The 18,609-nt window shown below is 30.2% G+C and carries 15 protein-coding genes (1 of these 15 only partly in view); 6 read left to right on the top strand and 9 right to left on the bottom strand.

Annotated elements, in window-relative coordinates; genetic code table 11:
* Positions 1-336 carry the 5' portion of a 7-carboxy-7-deazaguanine synthase QueE gene (locus tag LPB136_RS02830; RefSeq protein ID WP_072554687.1) on the bottom strand. 297 nt of this gene lie to the left of the window's left edge, so only the first 336 of its 633 coding nucleotides appear in the window; its start codon is at positions 334-336; its stop codon lies beyond the left edge, outside the window.
* 102 nt (positions 337-438) lie between these two features.
* Between LPB136_RS02830 and LPB136_RS02835 the strand changes: the two genes are divergently transcribed.
* Genes LPB136_RS02835 through LPB136_RS02850 form a run of 4 tightly spaced genes read left to right on the top strand, consistent with a single transcriptional unit; the run spans position 439 to position 3,312 of the window.
* Positions 439-1,959, top strand: a complete 1,521-nt coding sequence (locus tag LPB136_RS02835; protein ID WP_072554688.1) for a helicase HerA-like domain-containing protein — start codon at positions 439-441, stop codon at positions 1,957-1,959.
* Between the two features lie 17 nt (positions 1,960-1,976).
* Complete coding sequence (locus tag LPB136_RS02840; protein ID WP_072554689.1) at positions 1,977-2,540, top strand: hypothetical protein; 564 nt, start codon at positions 1,977-1,979, stop codon at positions 2,538-2,540.
* A gap of 6 nt (positions 2,541-2,546) precedes the next feature.
* Entirely contained in the window at positions 2,547-2,942 is a 396-nt protein-coding gene (locus LPB136_RS02845; RefSeq protein ID WP_072554690.1) for a hypothetical protein, read from the top strand.
* A 1-nt stretch (position 2,943) separates the two neighbouring features.
* The gene (locus tag LPB136_RS02850; protein WP_072554691.1) at positions 2,944-3,312 is read left to right on the top strand and encodes a cupin domain-containing protein; all 369 of its coding nucleotides are present in this window, start codon (positions 2,944-2,946) and stop codon (positions 3,310-3,312) included.
* Here the strand turns inward: LPB136_RS02850 and LPB136_RS02855 are convergent.
* Both LPB136_RS02855 and LPB136_RS02860 read right to left on the bottom strand, forming a co-directional pair.
* A complete protein-coding gene (locus LPB136_RS02855; protein ID WP_072554692.1) occupies positions 3,307-3,984 on the bottom strand; it encodes a ZIP family metal transporter in 678 nt (225 codons plus the stop codon). The genes LPB136_RS02850 and LPB136_RS02855 overlap by 6 nt on opposite strands.
* Positions 3,981-4,703: a class I SAM-dependent methyltransferase gene (locus tag LPB136_RS02860; RefSeq protein ID WP_072554693.1), complete on the bottom strand. Its 723-nt coding sequence runs from the start codon at positions 4,701-4,703 to the stop codon at positions 3,981-3,983. The genes LPB136_RS02855 and LPB136_RS02860 overlap by 4 nt, the downstream gene beginning before the upstream one ends.
* 326 nt (positions 4,704-5,029) lie before the next feature.
* Between LPB136_RS02860 and LPB136_RS02865 the strand changes: the two genes are divergently transcribed.
* Positions 5,030-6,211, top strand: coding sequence for a THUMP domain-containing class I SAM-dependent RNA methyltransferase (locus tag LPB136_RS02865; protein WP_072554694.1), 1,182 nt, complete (start codon positions 5,030-5,032; stop codon positions 6,209-6,211).
* A 51-nt stretch (positions 6,212-6,262) separates the two neighbouring features.
* Here the strand turns inward: LPB136_RS02865 and LPB136_RS02870 are convergent, their stop codons facing one another.
* A complete protein-coding gene (locus LPB136_RS02870; RefSeq protein ID WP_072554695.1) occupies positions 6,263-7,033 on the bottom strand; it encodes a pentapeptide repeat-containing protein in 771 nt (256 codons plus the stop codon).
* 211 nt (positions 7,034-7,244) lie between these two features.
* Positions 7,245-8,051 (bottom strand): helix-turn-helix domain-containing protein, encoded by an 807-nt coding sequence (locus LPB136_RS02875; RefSeq protein ID WP_072554696.1) that lies wholly within the window; start codon positions 8,049-8,051, stop codon positions 7,245-7,247.
* 208 nt (positions 8,052-8,259) lie between these two features.
* On the opposite strand from LPB136_RS02875, the gene LPB136_RS02880 reads away from it, so the two are divergent.
* Complete coding sequence (locus tag LPB136_RS02880) at positions 8,260-9,006, top strand: head GIN domain-containing protein (protein ID WP_072554697.1); 747 nt, start codon at positions 8,260-8,262, stop codon at positions 9,004-9,006.
* A gap of 148 nt (positions 9,007-9,154) precedes the next feature.
* On the opposite strand, the gene LPB136_RS02885 is transcribed toward LPB136_RS02880, so the two are convergent.
* The 4 genes from LPB136_RS02885 to LPB136_RS02900 form a co-directional block, all read right to left on the bottom strand.
* Positions 9,155-10,384, bottom strand: coding sequence for a threonine/serine exporter family protein (locus LPB136_RS02885; protein ID WP_072554698.1), 1,230 nt, complete (start codon positions 10,382-10,384; stop codon positions 9,155-9,157).
* A 69-nt stretch (positions 10,385-10,453) separates the two neighbouring features.
* Positions 10,454-14,125 carry a phosphoribosylformylglycinamidine synthase gene (purL, locus tag LPB136_RS02890; protein ID WP_072554699.1) on the bottom strand — a complete coding sequence of 1,224 codons (3,672 nt, stop codon included), beginning with the start codon at positions 14,123-14,125 and terminating at the stop codon, positions 10,454-10,456.
* A 166-nt stretch (positions 14,126-14,291) separates the two neighbouring features.
* Positions 14,292-16,379 (bottom strand): endonuclease, encoded by a 2,088-nt coding sequence (locus tag LPB136_RS02895; RefSeq protein WP_072554700.1) that lies wholly within the window; start codon positions 16,377-16,379, stop codon positions 14,292-14,294.
* 6 nt (positions 16,380-16,385) lie between these two features.
* The gene (locus LPB136_RS02900) at positions 16,386-18,605 is read right to left on the bottom strand and encodes an endonuclease (RefSeq protein WP_072554701.1); all 2,220 of its coding nucleotides are present in this window, start codon (positions 18,603-18,605) and stop codon (positions 16,386-16,388) included.
* Positions 18,606-18,609: the final 4 nt, after the last annotated feature.

Raw genomic sequence — 18,609 nt, forward strand, 5'->3', positions numbered from 1 at the left:
AGAGGTTTCAATATGTGTTTTAATTCCTTTTTCTTGAAGCTGATTAGTAATATAATCTAAGGACCACATTAAAGGTTCTCCACCGGTAATAACAACAGTTTTAGCGTATTTAGCTGTGTTTTCTACAATTAAATCTGTTTTAGTTGGTGGATGCAAATCTGCGTTCCAACTTTCTTTAACATCGCACCAATGACAACCAACATCGCAACCTCCAATTCGTATAAAATAGGCAGCAGTTCCTGTATGTGCGCCTTCTCCTTGAATGGTATAAAATTCTTCCATTAACGGAAGCATTTCTCCTTTATTTATTAATTCTTGTACTTCTTTTTTCAACATAAGAGTGCAAAGATAAGTAACATTCAATTTTTATGAATGTTTTAATAATGATTTTTCCTATTTTTACGTGATTTTAAAATAAAAGCGTTTAAAATTTTAAAGATGAGTAAAAACGAAGAATTCTTAAATTACATTAACGAAGGTTATAAAACTAAAGGCGAGTTTATTAACCTTGGAGCAGCAATGTTAGGTGAAGAAACGATAACAGATGCGTTTGTTAAGATTCCTTTAAAAACATTGAATAGACATGGTTTAATTGCTGGAGCAACCGGAACTGGTAAAACAAAAACTTTGCAAGTTTTGGCTGAAAACATGTCGGAACAAGGAATTCCTGTTTTATTGATGGATGTTAAAGGTGATTTAAGTGGATTGGCACAACCAAGTCCAGGACATGCAAAGATTGATGAACGTCACGAAAAGATTGGTTTCGATTTTGAAGCTAAGAAGTTTCCTATAGAAATTTTATCAATATCTGAACAAGATGGAGTTCGTTTACGTGCTACGGTTTCTGAATTTGGACCAGTTTTACTTTCAAGAATTTTAGATTTAACAGAAACGCAATCCGGTATTGTAGCTATTATTTTTAAATATTGTGATGATAATAAATTACCATTATTAGATTTAAAAGACTTCAAAAAAATATTACAATTTATAACTGCTGAAGGTAAAGAAGAAATTCAGGCTGAATATGGACGTGTTTCTACTGCAAGTACAGGGTCTATTCTACGTAAAATAGTAGAAATTGAACAGCAAGGTGGTGCGTTATTCTTTGGTGAAAAATCTTTTGAAGTTGAAGATTTAACTAGAATTGATGAAAACGGACGTGGATTAATTTCAGTTTTACGTTTAACAGATATTCAAGACAGACCAAAATTATTTTCAACCTTTATGTTACAATTATTAGCTGAAGTATATGAAACTTTTCCAGAACAAGGAGATAGCGGAAGACCTGAGTTAGTAATTTTTATAGACGAAGCACATTTAGTGTTTGATCAAGCTTCTAAAGCATTATTAAGTCAAATAGAAAGCATCGTAAAGTTAATTAGATCTAAAGGAATTGGGCTGTATTTTGTAACTCAAAATCCTAAAGATGTGCCAGAAGATATTTTAGCGCAATTGGGTATGAAAGTTCAACATGCTTTAAGAGCTTTTACAGCAAAAGACAGAAAAGCTATTAAATTGGCCGCAGAAAACTATCCAGACTCAAAATATTATGTTACTAAAGACGTTTTAACTCAATTAGGAATTGGGGAAGCATTTGTTTCCGTTTTAAATGAAAAAGGGATTCCAACTCCATTAGCGCGTACAATGTTACGTGCACCAATGAGTAGAATGGACGTTTTAACTCCAAAAGAAATAAAACAAGTTTTAGATAATTCTAGGTTAATACCAAAGTACAATGAAGAAGTAGATAGAGAAAGTGCTTACGAAATGCTTAATGGTAAAATAGATAAAATAAACAAGGAGAAAACCGAAGAAGAAGAAAGAAAGGAAAAAGAGAAAACACGTAAAAGAAGTTCTTCTACTAGTAGAAGAAGTACAAGACAAAATCCAATTATTAAAGTATTAACCAGTGCTACATTTATTAGAAGTGTATTTGGTATCTTAAAAAAAGTATTATAAAAAAACTAAACATAAAAATGAAGAACATATTTAAACTAGCATCAGTCTTATTAATTTCATTAGTATTTATAAAATGTGGAAATGGCGGTAAATTTGATGTAGCTAAAGGTAAAGTTGGTCAATTAACAACTAAAACTACTGTACAAGAATTAGAGACCATTTTTAAGAATGATTCTATTGTTAAAATTTTAAGTGAAGGAGCAAAAGGTGATAATTATTTTCAAGATGACGATGAGTATGAAATCTATGAAAAAGGAGGGAAGCATCTTTTAACTATTACACCAAAAGAACAATTAGATTCAACTTCTACATTAAAGAGTATTAAAATTTTAGATGAGCGTTTTAAAACTGCATCAGGTTTAAATTTAAAATCTACTTTTGAGGAAATAAACGCAAATAATATTATAAATAAAGTAGAAACGTCATTTTCTTCTGCATCATTATTTTTAGATGAATTAAATGCTACTATTGCTATTGATAAAGAAGAACTAGGAATAAAAGAAAACAATATGCAAAAAGTTAGCAAAGAACAAATTCCTGATTTAGCAAAAATTAAATCTTTTATAATTTGGTTTAATTAATTGGTAATGAGTTTTTCTATTTTAAATAACAAAGAAACTATTTTATATCCTAATTCGCAGTTTGAAAGAAGGGTAATTCTTCAATATTACTTAGATAATGATATTCAAATAGATGAGGAAGAAAGAAAAATTCTTTTAGAATGTATTGCTGTAGAACCTGAGAGTATAGGTATTATAGGTTGCCTTTTAAACGATAAAACGCATTTAAATACTTTAAGATTAGCTATTGGTTTTATGAATAAATCTAACATCAAATTAGCTAATTTAGCTACTAAATATTTAGAAGAATTAAGTATTGAAGAAGCTGATAATTATTATTATGTTGAAAAGGGATTTGATGAGTTTACAGATGTTGAAAAAGATGTTGAGAGTGTTTATAATATAGTTTACTTTCCTTATTAGTATGAAAAAATATACAATACAAAAAACTCCGTTTGTGGTTCCAACAACAGATGGAAAAATAATAAAAGAGCATTTTGGTAATGCTACTGATAAAAATTCTAAGGTAAGTATTGCACATATGATTGCTCCTGCTGGTTGGTCAGAACCTTTTCAAACACCTAAATTTGATGAATACACTTACATAATAAGTGGTAAAAAGCAATTTATTATAGATGGAGAAACAGTTGTTTTAGAAGCTGGTCAATCTATAAAAATTGAAAAACACACACGAGTGCAATACTCTAATCCTTTTACTGATGAATGTGTTTATTTAGCTGTTTGTCTACCTGCTTTTTCTATTGATTTGGTTAATAGAGAAGAAGAATTATAAAGTAAATACTGTTAGAAGTATTCCTAATAATATTGCTCCAAATTTCTGAAAATTAAACTTATGATTTTCAGTGCTTTCAAAAAGTATTATGGTTGAAATGTGTAAGAATACACCAATTATAAAGGCAGTAATTTCTGTATTATAGGTTTCTAAAATTGGTAGATAATTAGATAAAAACATACCTAAAGGACTCATTAAAGAAAATATTGCTAAAAAGAAAATAACTTTTTGCTTGCTATATTTAGCATGCAATAAAAAGGTTGTTAACACTATAGCAATCGGAATTTTATGTACAATTATTGCCCATAATAAGTTATCATTTGCATGATGTATTGGTAAACCTTCTGAAAATGCATGAATACATAAACTTATAAATAATAACCAAGGAAATTTGTTGTCGTTAGTATGTAAATGAATATGTCCATGTTCTGCACCTTTAGAAAATGATTCTAAAACAGATTGTAATAAAATTCCTACGAGAATTAAAATACCAACATTTTTAACGCTAGAAGCATGTATATAAACTTCTGGTAAAAGATGTAGTATAGTTACTGATAATAAATATGCGCCACTAAAAGCTAATAGTAAACGAACTAAATTTTTGTTTGGTTTTTTTAATAAAACCAAAACAGCGCCTAAGATTACTGATAAAATTAATAAAATATAACTCATTTTAGTACAAAAATTAAACGATCAGATGTTTTTGCTTCGAAGGGTTCTAGTTTATAATTACCAAAAATTTGTTGTATTTCTAAACCTACTTCTTCAAAATATTGTTGAAATTTTTCTAATTCTAAAAACTTAACTTGTTCTGTAAAATTATGTTGCTTACCATCTGCAAAAAAAGAAATGTGTTTTAATATAAATCCGTTTTTGATTTCTCGCTGAATGTGAAACTCAATATTTTCTATGTTTTTTGTTTCCTTTTTTACAATGCTTTCTTTTAATTTAGCAACATTTAAAAAATCTAAAACTAAATAGCCATCTTCTTTTAATCCATTTTTCATGGACTTTAAAACGGTAATATCTTCACTGTCTGCTTCAAAATATCCAAAACTTGTAAAAAGATTAAAAACAGCCTCGTATTTGTTTTCTAGGGGATTACGCATATCCCAAACTTCGAATTTTAAATTCTCATTTTCAAATTGTTTTGCGTGTTTTATACTGTTTTTACTTAAATCTCCTCCTGTTACTTTATAACCAAGGGAATTTAAGAAAACTGAATGACGTCCTTTACCGCAAGGTAAATCGGCAATATGTGCTGTGGTTGGTAATTGTAAAAACTGCGTTATGTTTTTCATAAACAATTGCGCATCGTTATCATTTCTATGTTTATATAATATATGATAATATGGTGTATTAAACCAAGATGTAAACCAGTCAACAGTCATTTAAAAAATTTCTAAAAATTAGATAATTATTACTTAAAATATTGGAGAGAAAATAGTTTTCTTTGGCCAATAGCCCTTTATAGGCTTTCATAATTTTAAGGTCGTAAAAATAGGCATTTCTTACATTTTTATAACCAATTTTTTAACCTACTTTTGTGGTTGCAAATAAGAGCATGTTGTTGTGCGCGTTAGCGATTGAAACGGCATCCTTTTTTTGAGGCACGAAAAAAAAGATATAGTGGAAAGCGCGACTTGGTCCTGAATGCTTTCAGGATAAAGTAACGCCCAAATAAAAAATAAAGATTTTGGAAAGAACTGACTTTAAAATGACCGCAACCACCATGAAAGGTTTGGAAGGTGTGTTGGCAAATGAGCTTAAGAAATTAGGCGCACAAGATGTAAAAGAAGGAATTAGAAGCGTAAGTTTTAGAGGTGATAAAGGTTTTTTATACAAGGCAAATATTGCATTGAGAACTGCTATTAGAATCTTAAAACCCATTAAATTTTGCAAGGTATATGATGAAGAAGATTTATACGAAGCAATACAAAAAATTAAGTGGGAAAAGTATTTAGATGCGGAAGGAACATTTGCAGTTGCAGCTGTTGTAAACTCTAAGAATTTTACATCTAATTCTCATTATATTTCTTTAAAATCTAAGGATGGAATTGCAGATTATTTTAGACATAAATATAGCAAAAGACCTAATGTAGATTTAAAATATCCGGATGTAAAAGTACACATTCACATACAGAAAGAATGGTTAACTATTTCTTTAGATTCTTCTGGAGATTCTTTACATAAAAGAGGATATAGAAGTGCTACGAATATTGCACCAATAAACGAAGTTTTAGCGGCTGGTTTGGTAATGCTTTCTGGTTATACAGGTGACGAAAATTTTATTGACCCAATGTGTGGTTCTGGGACAATTTTAATTGAAGCTGCTATGATTGCTAACAATATTCCAGCAAATATTAACCGTAAGCATTTTGGTTTTGAAAACTGGAAGGATTATAATGAAGACTTGTATTATACAATTCAAGATTCGTTATTAAAAAAGATTACAAATTCGCATTTTAAAATAATGGGGTTTGATAAAGCGCCATCTGCAGTTAATAAAGCAAAACAAAACGTTATTAATGCCAATTTAGAAGAGTTTATTGGAATACATCATGTTAACTTTTTTAATTCTAAGAAAGAAGTTTTCGGTAACACTACAATTTTGTTTAATCCGCCTTATGGAGAGCGTTTAAATATTGATGTAAATGAGTTTTATGGTAAAATAGGAGATACATTAAAAAATAATTACCCTGGTTCTACAGCTTGGTTAATTACTTCTGACATGGATGCTTTAAAGAATGTTGGATTAAGAACATCAAAGAGAATACCGCTTAAAAACGGTGATTTAGATACTAGATTTGTAAAGTACGAATTGTATGAAGGAAGTAGAAAGGAAAAGAAACGAGATCGTTTTGAAACTCTTTTGAATAATTCTGACGAAGAAGAATAAAAAAATCCGCTGTTTACTAACAGCGGATTTTTTTGTTACATATTGTAATTCTTATTTGTTTTTTAAATCGGACTTACTAAAACCTCTACCGTTAATTGAGGTGTATTTTGTGTCAATTTCATAATTAACTTCCATATTTTTGATGTCAAATTCGCCAGTAACCTTAGTATATTTTAAATTTAAATCTTCTTGAAACTTGGTGTTATTAAAAGATACACCATCTTTAAATTTAGAATATTTAAACGTTGCAGTTTCTTTAAAAATTGAATTTGCAAAACTTACATTTTCTCTAAACTCAGCATATTTAAAAGTAGCAGGTTCTTCAAAAATGGTGTTATTAAAGCTAATTGCTCTATCAAATTTTGCGTACTTAAAAGTATTATCATCTTTAAATTTTGATCCAGAAAAGTCTGTATCACGTTCAAAATCAGAATACTTAAACATAGCTTTGCGTTCAAACGTACAATCTTTAAAAGTAACTGTGCTTTCAAAATCGGCTGTAAATGTATAACCACTGTCTTCATCTGGAATATAAGCTAAAACATCATCTGTAAATACACAGTTTATAAATGAAATTTTGCTTTCTATAATTTTTGTTACTTCGTTACTGCCGCCGTTATTCCACCATTTTTTTCTTTTTGGTAGTTTTGGTAAAGCTTCATCCATGTAAGTTAAATCTAAAACACCTTCTATAGTTGCATTAGAAATTGTAATTTTTTTTCCGTCTTTAATGTCTTTTAATAAATCTGAAGCATGGATAGTTTTTTGAGAAAACCCTGCAGTTATAAATAAAAGAAATAGTAGTGTAGCTGTATTTTTCATCTTTATTGTTTTTAGAATGATTACACTTTAAAGACCAAAATAAAGTTAAGTTGTGACAGTTTTAAATAAAAAAAATGAGCTGGTACATTTTATACCAACTCATACAAAACTTATTATTTAATGTGTTTCCCCCAAAACATATAAATATATATAAGCTTATAGTAGCTAAGTTAATAAAAGATATGAAATATTAATTGTAAATAATCGTAAATTAATTTTTTAAAGCTTCTTTTATTAGCGTAAAATCTTTTTTAAAGTATTCTTTAGGAGATTTAGATGTAAATGATTTAAAATCTTTCGCAAAATGAGATTCATCATAATAATCATACATATAAACTAAATCTTTTAATTCAATTTTATTTTTTTCATATTTTTCCATTAATTTTTTAAAGCGATAAATTCTCATGTATTTAGAAGGAGTTAAACCAACTATTTTTTTAAACTGAGTTTCTAACGTTTTTTGACCAAAAGGTATTACTGCTAATAAATCTTTTACAGATAGCATTCCTTGCTCTTTATGTATTAACTCTATAACATTGTCTATTGCTTTGGTATTTTTGTTTTCAATTAATGGAAAGCTTAGTAATAAGCTTTCTAAATTATTAAATAAACTATCAAAATCATTATTATGTGAGTTAAAAATTACTTGAAATTTAGTAGAAAAATCGTTGTTCATTAGCTCGGGAGTACTATGTTTATTTGTAAACTTAGATATATCTAAATTTGTTAGTTTATGCAAAGCAGTTGGCTTAAAATTTATACCACAAGAATAACCAACTTCTTCAACTAAAAAATTATAAGACTTGTAAAATTGGCCATTAATTACTAATTTTTTAAGTTCATTTTCTTTTTTTCCAATTTTTGCTTTTTGCCCATTGTTATAAATAAAAGTAAATCCAGAAAAACCAAAAGGCATCATAACAATATTAAAAGGTAGCGCATTTTCTGAATAAGAAATATGATAGAATTCATCTACCAAATGGCCAGTTTTTTCTATATCATAATAAGTTAGATTCATTTTCTCCTTTTTTTTTGGTTAAAATAGTACTATTTTTAAATAAAATAGTACGAATTATCTATTTTATTGTTTATCCAATTTTTTAGGGCTAAAAAAGTCCAAAATTTATTTTTATTTACAAAAAATGAATGAAAGAGTCACAAAACGTAATTATATAAGTCTTTTATGTAGTAACAACTGATATTAAAAATAAACTAAATTAACAACCATGAAATTTAAAATAACTACTTTACTACTAATGCTATTATTTATCAACGGTAAATTAAAAGCACAAGAAACTATTAAGCTTAACAATAGTTTTGACAAAGTAATAGTAAGTCCTCATATAGAAACAGTTTTTATAAAAGGAAATGAGCAAGCTATTACAATTGAAAATATTAGTGTTCCAAGAGAAAAATTTAAATACGAATTAGAAAATGGAACCTTACAAGTTTATTTAGAAGGAGCAAAAACCTATACTAAAAACAAAAAAATAGTATATGGAGACCATAAAACAAAAGTTCCATTATATAAAAATAAAGTAGTTAAGGTAACTATTACATATACAGATGTAGCAATATTTTCTCTAAGAGGAGAAGAAAAAATAACATTTCAGTCACCCTTAATTCAAGAAGCATGTAAATTAAGAATTTACGGGAAGTCAGAAGTTACAATTAGTAACATAGAAGTAGATAAACTAAACGTAACTATCTATGGAGAAAGTTTTTTAAATATCGAAAAAGGAACCATAAATAAGCAAAGAATAACAGCTTATGGCGCAAGTAATGTTATGGCATCAGATGTTATTTCAAAAGAAACAAAAATAACCGCTTATGGAGACGGAACCTTTCAATTTAATGCCTCAAAAAAGATAAAAGTTACTGCTTACGGTGAAGCTACAATTTTATATAAAGGAGATGCAACCTTAAAAAAGGGACTAATAATTGGAGAGTCTAAAATAAGAAAAGTACAGTAGTTTTATATTTTGGGCGTTCCCAAAGGTCGGGCTTTACGCTATATCTTTTTGCAGAAAAAGCAAAAAGGATGCCGCTCCAATCCCTAACGCAAAAAAAAATCAGCTTTTAGAATATTCTAAAAGCTGATTTTTTTATATACAAGTGAAGTTATTTTTTTGGTTCTACTTCAATTTTTCTGGAATTTCGTTCTCTAAAAGTACCCGCAAAAAGAAGTCCACCAATAATTCCCATTAATATAAAAGCAACTTGTTCAAATAGATTTGCAGAACCTGTAGTAGTAGACGGATTAAAAAAGGAGTTACTTAAACCCATAAAAGATTTACTTCCAGGAACAAGCATTACAATACCTTGAATTAAAAACACTGTTTTAGGAGTTTTAGAAATCAAACTAAATAAACGACTAGCTCCAACAACCACCAAAGTACCAATAAACGTACTAATTAACACTCCGTAACCAGAAAATAAAACGGTAGTAAAAAATGCTATTATACCTGTTAACGCACCAAAAAACATATCTTTTTTACGCACCTGAAATATTGGTAACAATGCTATTGAAAATATAGGAATAGCAAAAAACAGTGTCCATTTTGGCATTTCAGATACATGATACGTTAGATCAATATCTACTATAGATGTCATCAATGCTAAGCCAAGTAAAACGCCAAAAAACTGTTTAAATAATAAGATAATAGCATCAAAAAGCTTTGCGCTACCAGACACCAAACTTTTAGAAGTTATTTCTTCTAAAGCAGTAGTAATTGCGAGCCCTGGAATAAAAATAATAATAGAAGCTAATATGGTTAAACCTAAATTAAAATTTGGAAAAATTAACGTTAATAAACAACAAATAATTGTTGCAATTAAGGCACTTAAAGATTCAAAGATATTTTCTAAATAACTAGATTTACTAGTTAAATAGACTAAAAAATATATAAGTGCACCTAGTAATAAAGAAAAAGCAAAAGAAACTAAATTAGTACCAATCATTATACTAAAACAACCCGCAGAAGCAGCGTAAGCCAAAGTAGACTGTAAATGATTTGTTTTCTTAGTTTTTGCATGTATATTATTTAATTCTTTATGTATAGTTTCATTATCAATTTTAGAATCAATAACCTTATTGGTTAGCTCAGCAATTCTAGATAAAGCTCCTAAATTTAGAGATCCTGGAGGAACACACTCAACATAATTATAAGAGTTATCTTCTTCATAGAATACATAATTAATCCAAGTTGGAGTATCCATAAAACTACCCGTAATTCCTTGTTTTTCTGCTACTCTTGTTAAGTAAGCCTGTATTTTATAAGAAGGAATACCGTAAACATGTAACGCTTTTCCAAGCGCAACTATAAATTGATATTTTTCTGGAATTTTCATTTCATTTTATATTAAAACAAAAAAAAGGGCTTTTTTAAAAAAGCCCTTTTTTGATATACTTTTTTTAAATTATTTTGTTAACCATTTTTTAGCATTTACAAACGCTTCTAACCAAGGCGTAACTTCATCTTTTCTGTTTGTTGGGTAGTTTGCCCAGTTCCATTGAAAAGTAGAACGCTCAATATGTGGCATTGTTACTAAATGTCTTCCTGTTTTATCACATAACATTGCTGTGTTAAAATCTGAACCATTTGGGTTATTTGGGTATCCTTCATAACCGTATTTTGCAACAATATTATAGTTTTCTTCCGTTTCTGGTAAGTTAAATTTTCCTTCTCCATGAGAAATCCAAACACCTAATTCCGTTCCTGCTAAACTAGATAACATTACAGAATTATTTTCTTGAATTTTTACAGAAGTAAAAGAACTCTCGTGTTTTTTAGAATCGTTATGCACTAATTTTCCGTGTACTTTATGATCTGGGTTTATTAAATCTAATTCCATCCATAATTGTGCACCGTTACAAATACCAACAGATAATGTATCTTCTCTTTTAAAGAAGTTTTTTAAAGCTGTATTTGCTTTTTCGTTGTATTTAAATGCTCCACCCCAACCTTTTGCAGAACCTAAAACATCTGAATTAGAGAAACCACCAACGGCTCCAATAAACTGAATATCTTCTAATGTTTCACGCCCAGAAATTAAATCGGTCATGTGAACATCTTTTACGTCAAAACCAGCTAAATACATGGCATTTGCCATTTCACGTTCAGAATTACTTCCTTTTTCTCTAATAATTGCAGCTTTTGGCTTCTTTTTATCGATTTTAGGTAATTTTCCTGTAAAATTTTCGGGGAACTTATAAGTTAACGGTTGCTTTTTATAATTATCAAAACGATCTTTTGCTAAACCGTTTGCTGTTTGTTTTTGATCCAGTAGGAAAGAGGTCTTATACCAAACGTCTCTCATTTCAGAAACATCAAAAGAAAAAGCATCTTCGTTATTTTGAATGTTTACAGTTCCTGAATTAGTTGCAGTTCCAATATTAAAAAACTCAATATTATTTTCTGATAAAATTGTTTCTACAGAAGCATCCGCTTGAAAAACAATTCCGCTATTTTCAGCAAATAAAACTTTTATAGCATCTTCTTCATTTAAAGTAGTAATGTTTAAATCGGCTCCTAAATTAACATCAGCAAAACACATTTCTAATAAAGTTGTAATTAAACCACCAGAAGCAACATCGTGTCCTGCTGTGATTTTATTATCTTTTATTAAATTCTGAATTGTATTAAAAGTGTTTTTTACAAAATCAACATTGGTTACATCTGGCGCTTCATTTCCAATGGTATTTAATACTTGGTGAAAAGAACTTCCTCCTAATTTAAAATTGTCTTGAGAAATATTAATATAGTAGATATTTCCACCATCAACTTGTAGAACAGGCTCTACAACTTTACTAATTTCGTTACAGTTTCCTGCAGCTGAAATAATTACAGTTCCCGGAGAAATTACATCTCCATCAGGATATTTTTGTTTCATAGATAAAGAATCTTTACCTGTAGGAACATTGATTCCTAAACCGATAGAAAATTCTGAAACCGCTTTAACAGCTTTATATAAACGAGCATCTTCACCTTCATTTTTACAAGGCCACATCCAGTTTGCAGATAAAGAAATTGAATCTAAATTATCTTTTAAAGGCGCCCAAATAATGTTGGTTAAACTTTCTGTAATGGCATTTCTACTTCCAGCTTCAGGATTAATTAAAGCCGAAATAGGCGAGTGGCCAATACTTGTTGCCACACCTTCTTTTCCGTTATAATCTAGTGCCATAACACCAACATTATTTAACGGAATTTGTAAAGGACCAACACATTGTTGTTTGGCAACTTTACCACCAACACAACGGTCTACTTTATTTGTTAACCAATCTTTACAAGCAACAGCTTCTAATTGTAAAACTTGCTCTAAATATTTTTTAAAGTTCTTAATTTTATATCTAGAATTTTTATAATTTCTAACAACAGTCTTGTCTGTCATTATAGTTTTAGGTGATGAACCAAACATGTCTTCTAAAGCTAAATCCATTGGTTTTTCACCAGTAGTTTTAGATTCAAAAGTAAAACGATCATTTCCTGTAACATCTCCAACAGTATAAATTGGCGAACGCTCACGTTCTGCAATTTTTTGTAAAGTATCTATATGTTTTTCTGCAATAACCAATCCCATTCTTTCTTGAGATTCGTTACCAATAATTTCTTTTGCAGATAATGTTGGATCTCCAACAGGTAAAGCGTCTAAATCTATTTTTCCACCAGTGTCTTCTACTAATTCAGATAAACAATTTAAATGTCCACCAGCTCCATGATCGTGAATAGAAACAATAAAGTTTTCTTCACTTTCTACCATTCCACGAACTGCATTTGCAGCACGTTTTTGCATTTCTGGGTTAGAACGTTGTACTGCGTTTAATTCAATTCCTGAAGCAAACTCTCCTGTATCTGCAGAAGAAACTGCAGCGCCACCCATTCCAATTCTATAATTTTCTCCACCAAGAATTACAATTTTATCGCCTTCTTTTGGTGTGTCTTTTAAAGCTTGTTCTGCTTTTCCGTATCCAATTCCACCAGCTTGCATAATTACTTTGTCAAAACCTAGTTTTCTTGCAGCTGCATCACTTGAAGAAGAATTTTCTTCATGCTCAAATGTTAACACAGAACCCGTAATTAAAGGTTGCCCAAATTTGTTTCCAAAATCAGACGCTCCATTAGATGCTTTTATTAAAATATCCATTGGTGTTTGGTACAACCAATCTCTAGCTTCAAACTTATCTTCCCAAAAACGGCCTTCTTCTAAACGAGAATACGAAGTCATATAAACAGCTGTTCCTGCTAAAGGTAAAGAACCTTTTCCTCCAGCCAAACGATCTCTAATTTCTCCTCCAGAACCTGTTGCAGCTCCGTTAAAAGGCTCTACAGTTGTTGGAAAGTTATGTGTTTCTGCTTTTAAAGATATTACAGATTCGTAATCTAATGTTTCATAAAAGTCTGGTTTGTCTGCTGTTTTAGGTGCAAATTGTTCCACTTTTGGTCCTTTAATAAAAGCAACATTGTCTTTATATGCAGAAACAATATCATTAGGATTTTGTTTTGATGTTTCTTTTATTAATTTGAATAGTGAAGTTGGCATTTCTTCTCCATCTATAACAAAAGTTCCGTTAAATATTTTATGTCTACAGTGTTCTGAATTTACTTGGCTAAAACCAAATACTTCAGAATCTGTTAATTTTCTTCCTATTTTAGTAGCAACACTTTCTAAATAAGAAACTTCTTCATCACTTAAAGATAAACCTTCTTGGTTGTTATAAGCGGCAATATCATCAATTTCTAAAACAGATTCTGGTTGAATTTCAACAGTAAAACTATCTTGATTTAATCCATTAAATTTTTCAGAAATCATTGGATCAAAATCAGAGAAATCTTCTGTTGAAGCAGTAAATTCTTCAATTCTGATAATGTCAGAAATCCCCATGTTTTGAGTAATTTCTACAGCATTTGTACTCCAAGGAGTAATCATTGCAGCTCTAGGTCCAACAAAAAAAGCGTTTATTGAAGTTTCATCTATTTTAGGTTGATTACCAAATAACCATGTTAATTTGGCTATGGTTTCTGAAGTTAATTCTTTTGTTGTTTGAACAGCAAATACTTTACTGTTTTTGTTTCCAAAGAAATGAATCATTATAGTGTTGTGTTTGTGTGTTGTTGTAAAATGCAAATTTACTTTTTTTCAATTGAATAGTTAATATTAATTTGATTGAAATTAGATAGTTATTCACTTATTTATAAACTAAAAAAGTCGGCTACTTGAATAGCCGACTTTTTTGATTTTTTAAAGAATAATTAAATTATTTTTTAATTAATTTTTTTGTAATGTATTGTTTATCAGACTTTATTTTTAATAAATAAACTCCAGTTCCTAAGTTAGAAACATCAATACTATTGTTATTTAAAGTTACATCTTGAGTAGCAATTAATTTTCCTAAAGTATTGTAAACCTTTATGGTTGCATCTTCTGTAACACTAAAATATACTTTATTTCCATTTGTTGGGTTTGGAAACATTTTAAAAGAGCTAAATGTATGATCTTCTGTGCTTAGGGTAGAAGTATGACTCCCAATACCATCAACAGTATCTTTAGGAAATTCATCCCATTCACTAATAGTGTAAGTTGTATTTGGTTCAGACACAGAAGATTTTCTTCTTAAGGTTACATCCTTTGCAAAGTTATCTGTTCCATCTAAATCACCAATAATGTCAATTAAAGTACCGCTTTTAAATAAACCAACTCTGTCATTCCCGTTAAAAGTCATAGGAGTTGAATTATTAATTTGTAAATCTGCTTCATCAAGTAAATGTTGATTAGCAGGTGTAGCGCTATTTATTATTACAAACACATCATTTACAGCAATTGAACCACTTAAATTTAAAGCAGTTTCCCATGTACCATTAGATTGTCTTTTTACAGAATAAGTACTTAAATCTACAGGGTTAGCTGTTAAATTTACAATTTCTAAAGCTTTGTTATAACCTCCTCCTTCTACATATTCTGAAAAGAAAAGTTCTGCAACACTACTTGTACCATCTGTAGTTGTTCCATTTACAGGAGCACTTTGGGCGGATTGATTATTAGCAGCATCTTTAGCAAGAACTGTAACAGTGTATGTTGTAGAAATAGTTAAACCAGTAACTACAAATTCTGTATTTGTTGTATTTCCATTTAGAACTCCATCAATAAAAACATCATAACTAGCTACACCAGAATCATCAGTAGAAGCAGACCAACTAGCTTTAAAGCTTGTTCCAGTTTCATTAGATATAGTAACAGCTGTTGGAACAGTTGGTGGTGTTGAGTCTGACAATGTAGTTCCGTTTACTGCAGTAGTTTGGTCAGATTTATTGTTAGCGATATCTTTTGCTAATACACTAACGGCATACGTTGTATTTGGAGTTAAACCTGTAATTGTAAATGTTGTATTTGCAGTTTCATCGTTTAAAGTCCCGTCTACATAAATCTCATATTTTGTTACCGCTTCATTATCTGTAGAAGCTGTCCATGTAGCATCTATACTTGTTGTTGTAATATTACTTAAAGCTAAATCTGTTGGTACAGTTGGCGCTTCGGTATCTGTAGAAGTATAAATTCCCCAAGAATCTATTGCAGCATCTCCACCCCAAATTCTTGTAGCTAAATAAGCATTGTCAATAAATGGGTTTCTATTTCCTTGTGCATACGTGTTACTTGTATTTTCATGATAAGTATTTCTCTGTCTTTCAAAATCAGATACAGGATCTTCTACATTCCATTCTAAGAATAAATCTATCATATTATCTGGAGTAGAAGCAGCGCTACCAACACCAATATTAGTTGGTAAACATCTATCTCCGTATCTAATGTACATATACATCATAATTCTTGCAACATCACCTTTCCATTCATCACCAGGATACCAGCCACCAGAAACACTACCTGCATTACCAGAACCATCTGCAAATTTTAAACTACCTCTGTTAGAATTCATTCTTACATCAGAAGGACGTAGATGTTGACCATCTGCACCAGGACCAGAAGTACCTAAATTTGGCGTTCCTTTAGATTTAGCGTAAACGTGTTCTCTGTTCCAATCTGTACCTTGAGTACCACCATTTAAACTTTTGCTTCTTGTTTTATCAGTTACGTAATTTCCATCACTATCACTATATCCATAAATAAGTAAAACATTATTAGCATTTGCAGGATCTTCATCTGTTGCTTTTAATGCATTCCAAAGTTCTCCATAAGATAAAGTGTTGGTATGTGTATTTGTAACTTTAATAGCTAATTTTTCTTTTAACGTAATACCTTCAGCAGTTAAATCAACATCACTATAATATGCTTCTTGAGCGTTTATTGTTATTGTTAAAAAGAAGATTAGTAAGAGGCTTAATTTTTTCATGTTCTTTTAGTTTTTAATTAATTTCTTTGTGATAAATCTTTTCTCTGAATTTATTTTTAATAGATAAACCCCTTTACTAAGGTTAGAAACATCAATTTTATTATTACTTAATGTAACTTCTTGTGTTGAAATTAATTTACCTAATGTAGAGTAAACTTGTATTGTTGCGTCTTCTGTTACACTAAAGTAAACTGTGTCTCCGTTTGTTGGGTTTGGAAACATTTTGAAAGATTCAAAAGTATTATCTTCTGTACTTAAGGTTGAAGTATGGCTTCCAATACCATCTAGCGTATTTTTAGGAAAACTATCCCATTCTGATTCTGTATAGGTTGTATTTGGGCTAGAAATATCTCCTTTTCTTCTTAAGGTTACGTCTTTTGCAAAATAAGCATCATCGCCAAAAACACCAATAATATCAATTAACACATCATTTTTGAATAAGGCAACAGCATCATTTCCGTTAAAATTTACGGGTTGTCCAAAATTAGTATCGTTATTATTTGGTTGTACCAAATCTACTTGTCCAAGAGGATTTGAAGCTGAGTTTGGTTGTAATTCAGGATCTGAATTATCTCCATTACCAATTACAAAAACATCATTAGGAACTATGCTTTGAACAGTTCCACTATTTAAAGCTAATGGAGTAGTCCAAACACCAGCACCATTTCTTTCTAACTTAACAACATAGCCAGCAAGATCTACGGTTGCGCCTGTTAAATTAACTATTTCTAATGCTTTTCTTGTTCCTGGCTCACCTTCTAAATATTCAGAAAAGAATAATTCTGTAGCAGTTCCAGAGCCACCAGCTGTTGTAGTTACATTAACTGTATTTGATTGTGCAGATGGATTACCTGAAGTATCTTTAGCAATTACATACGCTGTATAACTAGTTGTTGGTGATAAATTAATAATAGTATATGTTAATGTGGTAACATTACTATTTAAAACTCCGTCTAAATAAACGTCATAACTCTCTACTTCATTATCATCTGTAGCAGCATCCCAAGTTAATACAAAAGAACTATCTGAAATTGTACTTGCAGTAGCGTTTGTTGGTGCTGTAGGAGCAGTAGTGTCTGGTAACGTTGTTCCGTTAACAGGAGCACTTTCATTAGAAAAATTATTTATTAAATCTTTTGCTAAAACCGTAATGCTATAGGTTGTATTAGGGTTTAAATCTACCAATGTTGTACTAGTATTTGCGGTAGTTTGTGCCGTTAAAGTACCATCTACATATATATTATAGCCAGTTACCGCTTCGTTGTCTGTAGAAGCATCCCAAGTAACGTCTAAAGAAGTGAAGTTTTCGTTACTTACTGTTACATTTGTTGGTACAGTTGGTGCTTGTGTATCTGTAGGTGCGTATAAATTCCAAAGATCTTCTGCAGAATCTCCACCCCAAATACGAGTTGCTAAATATGGATTGTCTATAAAAGGATTTCTATTTCCTTGTGCGTAGGTATTATTTGTAGTGTCTTCGTGATATGTGTTTCTTGTTTTTTCAAGATCAGAAACAGGATCTTCTACATTCCATTGTAAGAATAAATCAATCATATCATCTTGTGTAAATTGATTGTCTCCAACTCCAACAGCTGTAGGTAAACATTGCTCACCATAACGAAGGTACATGTACATTATCATTCTTGCTACATCACCTTTCCATTCATCTCCAGGATACCAACCAGCAGTATTAGGACCATCAGGACCATTATAAGTTGCTGAAGAACGACTAGAATTACCTGAACCTAAAGCAAATTTATAATTGTTTCTTTCAGAGTTGCGAGTTCTATCAGCAGGCCTTAAGTTATGAGCGTCTGAACCTGGACCTTGACTATTACCTTGTCCTATTAAAACTGGATTTGCTAAAGATTTAGAAAATACATGTTCTCTGTTCCAAACAAAATTATTACAACTAGTACCACAATCTTGTAATGTATTGTCTCTTTCTCTGTCATTGGTAATGTCAGAATCAGAACCATCTTCCCAACCGTATATTAAAACTACTTCGGAAGTATTTGCTGGATTAGCATCTGTTATTTTAGATGCTTCCCAAACACCAGGAGTATAGTTTAACATATTTGTATGTGTAGCTGTAATCTTTGTAGCTAAGGCATCTTTTAAATCAGTACCTGCTAATGTTAAATCTACATCACTATAGTATGCTTCTTGTGCAAAGCTTAATGAAATTGATGTAATAAATAAAAGTGAAAGTAATTTTTTAACCATAATT

The organism is Tenacibaculum todarodis, assembly GCF_001889045.1.
GTDB lineage: Bacteria > Bacteroidota > Bacteroidia > Flavobacteriales > Flavobacteriaceae > Polaribacter > Polaribacter todarodis.

Coding starts and splice junctions, on each gene's coding strand:
- LPB136_RS02870 (WP_072554695.1), bottom strand. CDS start 7,033: ATGAAAAATACAGCTACACTACTATTTCTTTTATTTATAACTGCAGGG.
- LPB136_RS02850 (WP_072554691.1), top strand. CDS start 2,944: ATGAAAAAATATACAATACAAAAAACTCCGTTTGTGGTTCCAACAACA.
- LPB136_RS02880 (WP_072554697.1), top strand. CDS start 8,260: ATGAAATTTAAAATAACTACTTTACTACTAATGCTATTATTTATCAAC.
- LPB136_RS02900 (WP_072554701.1), bottom strand. CDS start 18,605: ATGGTTAAAAAATTACTTTCACTTTTATTTATTACATCAATTTCATTA.
- LPB136_RS02840 (WP_072554689.1), top strand. CDS start 1,977: ATGAAGAACATATTTAAACTAGCATCAGTCTTATTAATTTCATTAGTA.
- LPB136_RS02835 (WP_072554688.1), top strand. CDS start 439: ATGAGTAAAAACGAAGAATTCTTAAATTACATTAACGAAGGTTATAAA.
- LPB136_RS02895 (WP_072554700.1), bottom strand. CDS start 16,379: ATGAAAAAATTAAGCCTCTTACTAATCTTCTTTTTAACAATAACAATA.
- LPB136_RS02875 (WP_072554696.1), bottom strand. CDS start 8,051: ATGAATCTAACTTATTATGATATAGAAAAAACTGGCCATTTGGTAGAT.
- LPB136_RS02860 (WP_072554693.1), bottom strand. CDS start 4,703: ATGACTGTTGACTGGTTTACATCTTGGTTTAATACACCATATTATCAT.
- LPB136_RS02855 (WP_072554692.1), bottom strand. CDS start 3,984: ATGAGTTATATTTTATTAATTTTATCAGTAATCTTAGGCGCTGTTTTG.
- LPB136_RS02845 (WP_072554690.1), top strand. CDS start 2,547: ATGAGTTTTTCTATTTTAAATAACAAAGAAACTATTTTATATCCTAAT.
- purL (WP_072554699.1), bottom strand. CDS start 14,125: ATGATTCATTTCTTTGGAAACAAAAACAGTAAAGTATTTGCTGTTCAA.
- LPB136_RS02885 (WP_072554698.1), bottom strand. CDS start 10,384: ATGAAAATTCCAGAAAAATATCAATTTATAGTTGCGCTTGGAAAAGCG.
- LPB136_RS02865 (WP_072554694.1), top strand. CDS start 5,030: ATGACCGCAACCACCATGAAAGGTTTGGAAGGTGTGTTGGCAAATGAG.